General features: G+C 60.9%; 12 protein-coding genes and 1 pseudogene. 5 read left to right on the forward strand and 8 right to left on the reverse strand.

Annotated elements, in window-relative coordinates; genetic code table 11:
- Positions 1-195: 195 nt before the first annotated feature.
- Entirely contained in the window at positions 196-1,188 is a 993-nt protein-coding gene (locus AC1MEW_RS14200) for a diaminopimelate epimerase (RefSeq protein ID WP_480426699.1), read from the forward strand.
- Between the two features lie 110 nt (positions 1,189-1,298).
- Here the strand turns inward: AC1MEW_RS14200 and codA are convergent, their stop codons facing one another.
- The 6 genes from codA to AC1MEW_RS14230 form a co-directional block, all read right to left on the reverse strand.
- Positions 1,299-2,543, reverse strand: coding sequence for a cytosine deaminase (codA, locus tag AC1MEW_RS14205; protein ID WP_322269148.1), 1,245 nt, complete (start codon positions 2,541-2,543; stop codon positions 1,299-1,301).
- 13 nt (positions 2,544-2,556) lie between these two features.
- Complete coding sequence (codB, locus tag AC1MEW_RS14210) at positions 2,557-3,828, reverse strand: cytosine permease (RefSeq protein WP_323570050.1); 1,272 nt, start codon at positions 3,826-3,828, stop codon at positions 2,557-2,559.
- 252 nt (positions 3,829-4,080) lie between these two features.
- Entirely contained in the window at positions 4,081-4,911 is an 831-nt protein-coding gene (locus tag AC1MEW_RS14215) for an alpha/beta fold hydrolase (protein WP_322269147.1), read from the reverse strand.
- A 104-nt stretch (positions 4,912-5,015) separates the two neighbouring features.
- Entirely contained in the window at positions 5,016-5,468 is a 453-nt protein-coding gene (locus AC1MEW_RS14220) for a GNAT family N-acetyltransferase (protein ID WP_322269146.1), read from the reverse strand.
- Between the two features lie 111 nt (positions 5,469-5,579).
- Positions 5,580-5,936, reverse strand: coding sequence for a 6-carboxytetrahydropterin synthase QueD (queD, locus tag AC1MEW_RS14225; protein WP_201190933.1), 357 nt, complete (start codon positions 5,934-5,936; stop codon positions 5,580-5,582).
- 93 nt (positions 5,937-6,029) lie between these two features.
- Positions 6,030-7,109, reverse strand: coding sequence for a patatin-like phospholipase domain-containing protein (locus AC1MEW_RS14230; RefSeq protein ID WP_201205321.1), 1,080 nt, complete (start codon positions 7,107-7,109; stop codon positions 6,030-6,032).
- A 259-nt stretch (positions 7,110-7,368) separates the two neighbouring features.
- Here AC1MEW_RS14230 and AC1MEW_RS14235 point away from each other — a divergent pair, with 259 nt between their 5' ends.
- From AC1MEW_RS14235 to AC1MEW_RS14250, 4 genes are read left to right on the forward strand one after another with little or no spacing between them, the layout of a single operon-like run.
- Positions 7,369-7,677 carry a PepSY domain-containing protein gene (locus AC1MEW_RS14235; RefSeq protein ID WP_201204835.1) on the forward strand — a complete coding sequence of 103 codons (309 nt, stop codon included), beginning with the start codon at positions 7,369-7,371 and terminating at the stop codon, positions 7,675-7,677.
- Complete coding sequence (locus AC1MEW_RS14240; RefSeq protein ID WP_201204833.1) at positions 7,677-7,982, forward strand: PepSY domain-containing protein; 306 nt, start codon at positions 7,677-7,679, stop codon at positions 7,980-7,982. Before AC1MEW_RS14235 ends, AC1MEW_RS14240 begins: the two co-directional genes overlap by 1 nt.
- 3 nt (positions 7,983-7,985) lie before the next feature.
- Positions 7,986-8,654: a response regulator transcription factor gene (locus AC1MEW_RS14245; protein ID WP_322269145.1), complete on the forward strand. Its 669-nt coding sequence runs from the start codon at positions 7,986-7,988 to the stop codon at positions 8,652-8,654.
- Positions 8,651-9,964, forward strand: coding sequence for a sensor histidine kinase (locus AC1MEW_RS14250; protein ID WP_480426701.1), 1,314 nt, complete (start codon positions 8,651-8,653; stop codon positions 9,962-9,964). The genes AC1MEW_RS14245 and AC1MEW_RS14250 overlap by 4 nt, the downstream gene beginning before the upstream one ends.
- An 83-nt stretch (positions 9,965-10,047) precedes the next feature.
- Here the strand turns inward: AC1MEW_RS14250 and AC1MEW_RS14255 are convergent, their stop codons facing one another.
- Complete coding sequence (locus AC1MEW_RS14255; protein ID WP_480427238.1) at positions 10,048-10,803, reverse strand: methyl-accepting chemotaxis protein; 756 nt, start codon at positions 10,801-10,803, stop codon at positions 10,048-10,050.
- Positions 10,804-10,953: 150 nt separating this feature from the next.
- Positions 10,954-12,195 (reverse strand): annotated as a pseudogene (locus AC1MEW_RS14260) (PDC sensor domain-containing protein); the annotation flags it as partial.
- Positions 12,196-12,281: the final 86 nt, after the last annotated feature.

The following is a 12,281-nucleotide window of genomic DNA, read 5'->3' on the forward strand; positions in this document are numbered from 1 at the left end:
TCCAGAATTGCGCTGGATGATAAAGGTTAAAAGTTGCGCAAGAAGTTGCGCACATAGGCTTAGAGCCGCTGCCCGTCTACGCTCGTCAGTTTTGATGCAAGATGTGTCTTGGCGAAGTGCTATCACTTTTTGCCTTGAAACCGTCGGGGCGACTACAGTGGTCTTCATTTTTCAGCGGGTTGACGGGGCAGGTTCATGGCGCAGTTCTACGACGCTCGGGGCAATATTTATGCAGTGGTTGCGCCCGAGGCGGTGCGCAGCGCGGGCATCCATTTGCCGGCGACGGCCCAGGCGTCGGCGCTCGCCCGAGACCTCTGGAGTCGAGCAGCCGTGGATGGGTTTTGTGAGTGGCCGCAGGGTACACGTCCAATCGGTGCCAAAGAGCATCGCTGCGATGGCCTGCTGGTTGGTCCGTTTCAAGCCGCGCCACCGTTTGACCTGTTGATCGTCAACACCGACGGCACACTGGCCGAGCGCAGTGGCAACGGGCTGACGATTTTCTCTCAGGCGCTCAGTGAGCAAGGGCTGCTGCCGAGCGAGGAAGCCTGCTTGCTCAGGGTTCATCACGACAAGACCGATACGTTGTCGCCCGTGGAAACGTCGGTGAAACCAGCCGAAATCGATGGCGTGCAAGGCTTCTGGCTGGACTTGGGCAAACCCTTGTTTGGACCAGCGGCGGTGGGCGCGCAAGGCGTTGAAAAAGTGATGCTAAACGGTCGCGACGTCAGCCATGTGCAGCCGTTATCGGCGCTCAATTCTGCGTGGGGCCGGAGCCAGTTTGTACGGATCGGCAATCCCCATTGCGTGACGTTGGTGACTGACGCCGATGCCTTGCCGAGCAATGAACGGATGCGCGAACCGGGGTTGTCCGAAGGGCTGACGCGTATTGCTTATGCCATGCCGACCGGGGCCGGGCAGCCTTGTGCGGCGGGAGTGAACCTGCAATGGGCGATGTTGGAGTCCGAGGGGCGAATCGTGGCGCGGGTGTTTGAGCGCGGGGAAGGGCCGACGGCGTCGTCGGGGACCAGCGCCAGCGCGGTGGCTTGCGCGGGTTGGCGGGCTGGCTGGGTGAAGGCGGGAGCGGTGAAAGTGGTCATGCCCGGCGGGACGGCGCCGATTTTGTTGGAAGAAGAGCAGGGCGAGTTGAGTCGGGTGAGGTTGTTTGGCACGGCGCGGTTGATGGGGTGATTGTTAGATTGCCTTCGCGGGCAAGCCTCGCTCCTACAGGATTTCGGTACAAAACATGACCTGTAGGAGCGAGGCTTGCCCGCGAAGAGGCCCGCCAAGTCAGCGAGAATTCAGACCTGTTGTGGCCATTCCACCACCGGCATCTGCCGCTTCATCAACACCTCACCCCCGCGAATCGAATACAGCGGCAAGCCCTGGCTACGAATAACCTCGTAATCACTGTCCGCTGACAGAATCAACAAATTCGCCGGCCGCCCAGCCTCCAGTCCATAACGATCGCCCAGGGCCATGGCCTTGGCACTGTTATCAGTCACCAGGTCCAGCGCACTTTGCAGATTGCGATAACCGAGCATATGGCAAATGTGCAGTCCCGCTTCGAGCACCCGCAGGATGTTGCCATTGCCCAGCGGATACCACGGGTCAACGATCGAATCCTGACCGAAACACACGTTCATCCCCGCTTCGAGCAACTCATTCACTCGGGTCACGCCACGGCGTTTCGGGAAGTTGTCGAAGCGTCCTTGCAGGTGAATGCTTTCAGTGGGGCACGACACGAAACTGATCCCCGAGTGGCCGAGCAAGCGGAACAGCTTGGCGCAGTAAGCGTTGTCGTAAGAGCCCATCGCCGTGGTGTGACTGGCGGTAACCCGCGAACCCATGTCGCGACTGCGGGCTTCTTCGGCCAGCACTTCGAGGAAGCGTGAGTGCGGGTCGTCGGTTTCATCGCAATGCACGTCCACCAGGCAACCGGTGCGCTCGGCCAGGTCCATCAGAAACTTCACCGAACTGACGCCCTGGTCCCGGGTGTACTCGAAATGCGGAATGCCGCCGACCACATCGGCGCCCATGCGGATGGCTTCTTCCATCAGCTCCCGGCCGTTGCGGTACGACTCGATGCCTTCCTGGGGGAACGCAACGATTTGCAGGTCGATCAGGTGACGGCTTTCCTCACGCACTTCGAGCATCGCCTTGAGCGCGGTCAAGGTCGGGTCGGTGACATCGACGTGGGTGCGCACATGCTGGATGCCGTGGGCGGCCAGGGTCTGGATGGTTTTCTTGGCGCGGGTCTTGGTGTCTTCCAGGGTGATGGTGGCTTTGCGCTCGCCCCAGCACTCGATGCCTTCGAACAGCGTGCCGCTCATGTTCCAGCGCGGCTCGCCGGCGGTTAGGGTCGCGTCGAGGTGAATGTGTGGCTCGACGAAGGGCGGCACCACCAGGTTGCCACCGGCGTCGAGGTCGCCGGGCCCCAGGGTCGGGGCTTCGGTCTGACGGGCGATGTTGCTGATCAGGCCGTTTTCCAGGTGCAATTCATGCAGGCCTTCTTGGTTGCGCAGGCGGGCGTTGATGATGTGCATCAGGCAAATCCTTTTAGAGATCTTGGAGTGGTGCATCGGCAGTGCGGACACCCAGCACGCCGGTCAATATCACATACGTTAGCGCGCCAGCGGCAATGCCTACCAGCGGTGCGACCCACGGCGAGCTGAACGCGGCCACCGTCCCGACCGCATAAGCGCTCAGTCCGGGCCAGTTGAACGCCGGCAGCCGGGCGTCGGCCAGCCGTGGATACTGGCCGCGATAACGGAAGAAAAAGTCCGCCATGATCACCCCGCCAATCGGTGGAATCACAGTGCCCAGCAGAATCAGGTAAGGCACCAGCATGTCGTACATGCCCAGCAGCGCGAGCAGTGTGCCGATCACCGCGCCGGCCAGGGTTACGGTTTTGCGCCGACCGGTGCGCAGCAAATTGCACCCGGCGACGGCGAAGTTGTAGATGGTGTTGTCCTGGGTGCTCCAGATATTGAGCAGCAACATCGCCATCGCCGCCATGGCGAAACCTTGCAGCAACAGCACTTCGACCACGTCCGGTTGCTGATAGACGATCGCCCCGTAGGCGCCGATCAGCACCATCAAGCCGTTGCCAACGAAGAAACCGATCAGGCTTGCCAGCACCGCGACCCGGGCTGAGCGCGAGAACCGCGTCCAGTTCGTCGCTTGGGTGGCGCCACTGACAAAGGTGCCGAACACCAGCGTAATGGCCGTCGACCAGTCCAGCGTTTCGGTCGGCACCACGGCGAGTAAACCGTCTAGCCCACCGACCTTCAGCGTGGCGACCCACATTGAAAGCATCAGCAGCAACATCATCGCCGGCACCGCGATATACGACAGAATCTCCAGCCCGCGATAACCGACATAGGCCGTGGCGCAGAACAGCAAGCCGAACAGCACCATCAGCCCGAGCACCGTGCCTTGGTCCAGTTCGAAATATTTGCCCAGCACCACCGCGGCAGTGGCCGTACCCCAGGCGTACCAGCCGATCTGGGTGAACCCGAGAATCAGATCGCTGAGCTTGCTGCCGACTTCGCCGAAGCAGAAACGCCCCATCAGTGCCGAGTTGAGGCCGCTCTTGAAGGCGATGTAGCCGAGGCCGGCGGCGTAGATCCCCAGCAACAGATTGCCGACGACAATCACCGCCATCATCTCGCCGAAACTGAACGCCACGCCGAGCTTGCCGCCGGCAAACATGGTCGCGGTGAAAAAGGTGAAACCCAGCAACACCATCGCCGTGGAGGCGAAGCCTTTGCGGGCGTGCATCGGGACTTCGCTGAGGGGGTAATCGTTACCCGGATCGTTCTGCGTCATGTGGCGTTCCTTGCTGAATGAGAGAGACGCGCAGCGGGTTGCAGTGGTCGTGCCAAGCGGGGGATGGCGTTGTTATGTATAGACGAGGTTGCGCAATTGGCCCGTTGCGGGCGCGAAAGCGGTGCGCCTGACGGAACACAAGACCCATGTGGGAGCGGGCTTGCTCGCGAAAGCGGCGTGTCAGTCAACATTGATGTTGAATGTGCGAGCCTCTTCGCGAGCAAGCCCGCTCCCACAGGGGATTCGGTTTACTCAGGGGGAATCGTGTAGAGGCAAAAACCGCAGCAGCGCCGCGACGATCGCTTCCGGCGCATCTTCTTGCACCAAATGCCCTGCATTTGGAATCGCCTGAAACCGTGCCCCCGGAATCATCCGGTGCAACGCCCGCCCGCGCTCAATGGGAATCCACTGATCATCCTCACCCCACAAAATCTGTACCGGGCACCGAATCGTCGGGTACAGCCCTTCAGCCTCACGGGTGTAATGCTCGTCCATCTGCGCAATCTGCCGGTAGAACGCCGCTTGCCCCGGTTCCCCAAGCCATGGCTGCACATACGGCGCCAGTTCATGGTCGGGAATCTCGCGCTTGATCGCCCCACGAATGTAAGTCGGCACGATGGCTCGCTGGATGTAATCAGGCAGCCCGCTGAATGCCGCCTCATGCTGACGCACATGCTGCACAAACGGCGAACCCCATGGCGTCAGCGCCACCGGGTCGATCAGGGTCAGGCTGCGGTAGTTTTTGCCGTTGAGCAGATGGGCGCGCAGGGCCGTGGCGCCACCGAAATCGTGGGCCACCACGTCCGGGCTATCCAGGCCCCAATGCGCGAGCAATTGCGCCAATAGCTCGTTTTGCACGCCGAGAGACACGTCGCTGTCAGGCTGTTCGGATTGCCCGTAGCCCAACAGATCAAAGTAATACACCCGATGCGTGGCGATGAAGTGCGGCGCGATCCGGTGCCACACGTAAGAGGAGAAGGGCGTGCCATGCACGAACACCAACGGCGGGCCGTCACCCCGTACGGCGTATCGAACGGAGTGCCTGTTGAAGCGATAGGTCTGAGCCAGCGACCAGTCAGCCATGCCAGTGTCCTCTTGGCGGTAACAAGCCAAAAAGCATAGGCATAAAAAACCACCTCTGAAGGTGGCTTATGCAGCAACTGACGAAACGCATTCCACTGTGGGCTTCAGCCCAGCTTCTTGCTCATGTGAACCCGGCGCAGGCCGTTTTCTTCGACACGATGGGTTTCGACGAACCCTCGGCGGGTGTACAGCGCAATGTTTTCGCTCATCGCTTCGTTGGTGTACAGCCGGATCGACGGGTAGCCCGCCTCGAGTGCGTGGCGTTCGGCGAATTCCAGCAATTGGCGACCAAAGCCTTGGCCCTTGACCGTCGGGCTGACCGCGATGTTGTCCAGCAGCAAGTATTCTTCGGTGTCGATCAGCACCACAAAGCCGCTGAGTGTCTGTTCGTGGGCGAGTACGTGAACGCGCCGGGCCAGCACCTGGCTGGCGTAGTCATCCAGCATCGGCGCGGGTTTGCGGCCGATGCGCTCGATGTAAGGCGAATAAGCCGCCTCGACGATGGCCTCGATCTGCGCGATGTCCTCAAGCGTTGCAGGACGAATAAGCGGTGACATGAGACGGGTTCCTTTGGGCCAAGGATGGGGCATGACTGTACTCGGCGTGAGGGTGAAACGACAGGCATAAAAAAACCACCGTCGCCGGTGGTTCTTCTGAATCAGCTGTTTTTACTCGCCGTGATAGATGCAACCGCTGGTGCACGTCTCGTGGATGCGAATCGCGCTGAGTTCCGGCAGCAGTGGCTTCAACTCAGTCCAGATCCACTTGGCCAGCACTTCACTGGTCGGGTTTTCCAGACCGGGAATATCGTTCAGGTAGTTGTGATCCAGGCGCTCGTAGAGCGGCTTGAAGATCGCCTTGATTTCCGAGAAGTCGCGGATCCAGCCAGTGTGCGGATCGAGGTCGCCGCTCAAGTGGATCGCCACTTTGAATGAGTGACCGTGCAGGCGACCGCACTTGTGGCCGTCCGGCACGTGGGGCAGGCGGTGGGCGGATTCGAAAGTAAACTCTTTGAAGATTTCCACAGTGATTTTCAGCTCTGTCAGGTGGCGATCGCCGCGGCGATGTGGGCAGGCGGCGAGTTTACCAGAGCTCTGGGCAAAACACTGACTAACTGACTAAAGGGTCAGCAAGCGCTCGCCAAGGCGACCGCTGGCGGCCAACTCCAGGAACTCATCGCCCATCCGGCGGCTTTCATCCATTGCTGCACGCCAGTATTTCTGCCGGCTCGGGGCATCGCCCATGAAGCGCTTGAAGTCATTGCGGTCCGGCAGTTTGCCGTAAGGCAAGCGCGCCAGGTAATCCTTCGATGGCGCCAGCAGCAGAACATCTTGCAAGCGCAACGAGCAGCCACGGCGCCACGGCAGGGTCTTGTCGAACCAACCGGGAATGACCCGATCAGTGAAGTGCGGATAAAGCACGATGTCGTTGCCGCTGTAGGGCAGGTCGAGGTGATAGTCCAGCAGACCGCCGTCGCGGAAGGTTCCGGCGCCGGCACCCGGCAAGTCGCGCACGCCTTCCATGACCATCGGTATCGAGCCCGACGCGAGCAAAGCCTGGCGCAGGTTGCCGGCATTCAGCGCGACGAAGCGCGACGGGAAATCAGTCAGCGCATTGACCGGCGGTGCGAGGCGCGGGTCGTGGATGATCAGCCGTTCGAAATGCCGCGACAACCGCGCGCGACCCCGTAAGTTGTCGGCGATCACCGACGACAGCCCCAGCCCCAGGCGGCCACGATGATCGTGGGCGAGCAGGCCGTGGCTTTTGACCACCATGATGTTCAGTCGGTAATGGGTGTTGTCCAGAATCGCGGCATCGCGACCATCCAACAGGTCATCGAGCATGCGCCGCGAGCTCTGGCTGATCTGCGCCATGGTCACGCCCTTGTCGAAATTCTGCTCGGTGTACAGTTGACCGAGACGCCGAATGCCTTCGGCGGCGTCTGGCAGACAGGCGCTGGCGAACCGCCAGGAACCCACCGAGGCACCGATCAGCGAACGCTCTCGCGGTGCCGCCGGTAGCCATTCGCCGAACAACGCCAGGTCCAGACCTTGAATCCCCAATGCCTTGGGACCACCGGCCGCCCCCGGCAACGTGCCCACGTCGGCGGCGCTCAACCCGTTTTCACGAATGCGTGCAAAGGCCCGCGGGCCGGCCTTGAGGGTCAGGGAGGGGAACTTGATGTGGATAGCGGTCATACCGGTCTCGATATCGGGCAAGCCAAGAATTATAGACATGCACAGTCATTGTGGGAGCGGGCTTGCTCGCGAATGCGGTGTATCAGTCGGTGTTTATGTGGCTGACACACCGCATTCGCGAGCAAGCCCGCTCCCACAGGTTTTGTGCAAGGCACTGGTGTCGCGTTGTCATGACCAATGATGGCAATTCAGTTTCAGTTAAGTTCACCCCGCTAAGGTGCGCCCCGTAGGCAACACATAAAAAAATACGGAGACACCCATGAAAACCCTGACTGCCCTGTCCATCGCATCCATCATCGGCATGACCGCCAGCCTCGCTCACGCCCGTGACCTCGGTCCCGACGAAGCCCTGAGGCTGCGCGACGCTGGTACCATTGTGTCTTTCGAGAAGCTCAACGCCACCGCACTGACCAAACACCCGGGTTCCACCATCACCCAAACCGAGCTGGAAGAAGAGTACGGCAAGTACGTCTACCAAGTGGAGCTGCGCGACCCGCAGGGCATTGAGTGGGACCTGGAATTAGACGCTGTCAGCGGGCAGGTTCTCAAGGATCATCAGGATACGTAATGAAGGTGCTTTCATTTTCATGCATGGCGCTGCTGCTTCTGGCGTTTTGCTCGGTCGTCATGGCCCGCGACCTGGATCAGGACGAAGCCCTGCGCTTGCGTCAGCAGGGCGTGATCCTGCCGCTGGAGCAACTGCTGCAGCAGGCGCTGGACCGCTATCCCGGTTCCAGACTGCTGGAAGCCGAGCTGGAAGAAAAACACGACGTCTACATTTATGAAGTCGAGTTGCTGACCGCCGACGGCGTGGTTCGCGAGCTGGACATCGAGGCCGCCACAGGCCGTTTACTGAAAGACAAGGAAGATTGATCGATGCGTTTGCTCCTGGTGGAAGATCACGTGCCCCTGGCCGACGAATTGATGGCCGGCCTCAACCGCCAGGGTTACGCCGTCGACTGGCTGGCCGACGGACGCGACGCGGTCTACCAGGGCAGCAGCGAACCCTATGACCTGATCATTCTTGACCTCGGCCTGCCGGGGATGCCCGGGCTTGAAGTGCTGAGCCAATGGCGGGCCGGCAGCTTGTCGACGCCAGTGCTGATCCTCACCGCACGCGATTCCTGGGCCGAGCGGATTGAAGGCCTCAAGGCTGGTGCCGACGATTACCTGAGCAAACCCTTTCACCCGGAAGAGCTGCACCTGCGAGTCCAGGCCTTGCTGCGGCGTTCCCACGGCCAGGCCAACCAGCCGACACTCAAGGCTGCCGGGCTGCACCTGGATGAAGGTCGCCAGTGCGTAACCCGCGACGGCGCCGACATTCAGCTCACCGCCGCTGAATTCCGACTGCTGCGCTATTTCATGCTGCACCCGGAGCAGATCCTTTCCAAAAGCCACCTCGCCGAACACCTCTACGACGGTGAAACCGAGCGCGACTCCAATGTGCTCGAAGTCCACGTCAACCACCTGCGGCGCAAGCTTGGGCGCAGCGTGATCGAAACCCGTCGCGGCCAGGGTTATCTGTTCGGCGGGCAAGCCCAGTGAGGTCGATCCAGCGCCGCTTGAGCCTGGGGCTGATCAGCGTAATGGTGATCGTCGGCCTGGTGCTGGCGCAAACCAGTTTGTGGTGTTTCGAACTGGGCTTGCAGAGCTACCTCGAAGCCGGGCTGCGCAACGACAGTGAAAACCTGTTGGCCGCGTTGGTGCGCGGCCCTCAGGGGCTGCAACTGGATGAGCGACACCTGGCGCCGGCCTACCAGCGGCCTTTTTCCGGGCATTACTTCCGTATCGATTTCGCCGACAGCCATTGGCGCTCCCGCTCATTGTGGGATCAGGAACTGCCTCGCCTGGAGAGTCCCGGGCTGGAAAGTAACCTGCAATTGGGCCCGGAGGGGCAGCAGTTGCTGGTGCTGCGCTCGGACTATCGGCGGTTGGGTCTGTCGATTTCCATCAGCGTCGCGCAGGATTACACGCCGGTGCGCGAGAGCTTTTTGCGCATGCAACAGGTCGGGCTCGGGCTCGGGTTGGCGGGGTTGCTGCTGATTTTGCTGCTGCAACGGATCACTGTGCGCCGCGCCTTGCGTCCACTGGAAAAGGCCCGCGAACAAATCGCCCAGTTGCAACAGGGCCAGCGCTCGCAACTCGATGATCAGGTGCCGGTAGAGCTGGAGCCGCTGGTGGCGCAGATCAACCATCTACTGGCCCATACCGAAGACAGCCTCAAGCGCTCGCGTAATGCTCTGGGCAACCTCGGCCACGCCTTGAAAACCCCGTTGGCGGTGTTGCTCAGCCTGGCCTCCAGCGAAAAACTCGACGACCATCCGGAACTGCGCAAGGTCTTCCAGCAACAGCTTGAGCAGGTCCAGCAACGCTTGAATCGCGAACTCAACCGCGCTCGATTGTCCGGCGATGCGCTACCGGGGGCGTTGTTTGATTGCGATGCCGAGTTGCCGGGGTTATTGGCCACGTTGAACATGATTCACGGCGAACACCTCGACCTGAGCTACCGGGCACCGGCCGGTTTGCAGTTGCCGTGGGATCGTGAAGACTTGCTGGAACTGCTTGGCAATCTATTGGATAACGCCTGCAAATGGGCGGATGCCGAGGTTCGCTTGAGCGTGGTCGAGACGGCTGAAGGGTTTGAGCTGAGCGTGGAAGACGATGGGCCGGGGATTCCCGAAGACCAGCGCGCTCAGGTGTTCAGTCGCGGGATGCGGCTGGATGAACAGACTGACGGGCATGGCTTGGGGTTGGGGATTGTGCGCGACATCGTCGACACCTGGGGCGGGAAGTTGCTGTTGCAGGAGAGTGAGTGGGGCGGGTTGAAGGTCGCCATCGAACTCCCTAAACGCTGACACCGCTCTAAAGCCTGCTGAAGATCTAATGTGGGAGCAAGCCCGCTCCCACATTTTGATTTCCGGTGGATGCAGAATTCGCGTCAGACGCGAAACTGATCCATCAAGCTCTGCTGCTGGTTCGCCAGGCTATTGAGTGACTGACTCACCCGCGCCGATTCATTCGCCTGCCCCGACAACGACTCGGTCACGTCACGAATGGTCGCCACGTTGTTGTTGATCTCCTCGGCCACCGCGCTCTGTTCTTCCGCCGCGCTGGCGATTTGCAGGTTCATGTCGGTAATCACCGTCACCGCGTCGCCAATCTGGCGCAGCGCGGTCACCGCCTGGCTGACTTGCTCGACGCTGCTCTGAGCCTGGCGATGACTGTTGTTCATCGAGCCCACCACGTCCTGGGTGCCGCTCTGCAATTGCTCGATCACCTGACGGGTTTCCTCGACCGATTCCTGAGTGCGCCGCGCCAGGTTGCGCACTTCATCGGCCACCACGGCAAAGCCGCGTCCGGCTTCACCGGCACGGGCCGCTTCGATCGCGGCGTTGAGGGCCAGCAGGTTGGTTTGCTCGGCGATGGCACGAATCACTTCCAGCACCGAACCGATTTTCTCGCTGTTCGCCGCCAGGCCTTCGACTTGCACCATCGCCGTGCTCATGTCAGCGGCAAGGTTATCGATGCTGGTGGTGGTGCGGTCGATCACGGTCAAGCCCTGACGGGTTGCCTGATCGGCATCGCGTGCTGCGTGAGCGGCCTGGGCGGCGCTGCGGGCAACGTCCTGGGCGGTGGCGCTCATTTCGTGAGAGGCGGTCGCCACCTGATCGACCTGGCGGTATTGCTGCTCCATGCCGGCGCTGGTCTGGGTAGCGATGGCAGACGATTGATCCGCCGTGCTGCGCGCGTCCTGCACCGAGCGTTTCACTTCGGCGATGATGGGTTGCAGCTTGTCGAGGAAGCGGTTGAACCAACCAGCCAACTGCCCCAGTTCATCCTTCTTGTCGTAGGCCAGGCGCCGGGTCAAATCACCTTCGCCGCTAGCGATGTCTTCGAGCATATGAGCCACGCCGAGGATCGGCTTGGTTACGCTGCGGGCCATCAACCACACCAGCAACAGACCGATCAGCGCGGCCAGTACGCCGAGGCTGAGTTCGACCAGCGTGCCGCGCGTGTTGCTTTCATCGAGTTGTTTTTTCAGCGCCTCGGCCGGGCCCACCAAGACTTTCTCCGGCACGTCGAGCAACACGCCCCACGGTTTACCGCCGGGAATCGGCAGGAACGGCGACAGCACTTTCAGTTGCTCATTGCTGTGCAGGCTGGTGGTTTTGTTGCTGGTGCCCAGCAGGCGAATCAGCTCGGCGCCGTTGGTCTTGTCGACGGCGTCCAGGCGTTGGCTGAGTTTGCTGGCGTCAGGGCTGTAGCCGGCGAGCAAACCGACAGGGCTGAGGATGCTGACGCTGGTCTGGCCGTCATAGAGCTTTTTACTCGCGCCCAGGCTGATCGCTTGCAGGCTATTAAGGTTGATGTCCACCGACAACGAGGCGATGACTTTGCCGTTGACCATCAGCGGGAAAACGATGCTGGTCATCAGCACGTTCTGGCCGTCGATCACATAGAAGTAGGGTTCGATCACGCACGGCTTGAGCGTGGTGCGCGGGCAGGTGAACCAAGCGTTGGCCGCCTCGCCGCTGGGGCCGGTGCTGGTGTCGGCCATGTCGCTTTCGGGCAGCGACATCGACGTCAGCTTGCCTGGCGTCGGTTGCGACCAGTACAGGGCAAAACGGCCCTTGTCGTTACTGCCCAACTCAGCTTGGCCGGCGAACAGTTCGTCCTTACCGTCCAGCGCATTGGCTTCGAATACCAGGGATAGGCCGAGCAGTTCCGGGTTGGCTTGCAGTGCCGATTTGACCTGGCGGGTCAGGTCTTCGCGCAGGTCGAAGGCATCGAGAAAGCGCTTCTCGGCCTGCTCGCGCAGGAACAGCACTTGGCGCGAAAAACCGTGGCCGTATTGATAGGCGTCCATGAACTGCTGACGAATGTTCAGCGCCTGGTTTTCACCCTGGGACTCGATCCGCGCCTGGGCGGATTCGGTGAGCATCTCCATGCTCGACGCTTTCACCAGCGCAGTGCTGTGCTCCATGCGATACAGCGAAAGACCCACCAACAGGGTCACGACGCCGGCCAGGCACAACCCGGCCAGCAGGGTGATTTTCCATTGGATGGAGAGTTGTCTGAGCGACATGGGAACGTCCTTTTATTCGATATTTATCTGAGACTTTGCACTGTAACGGCCGCGGATTGGCTTTCTTTATGGCGGTTTCCGAATTT

The organism is Pseudomonas sp. ASL4 (genome assembly GCF_056680395.1).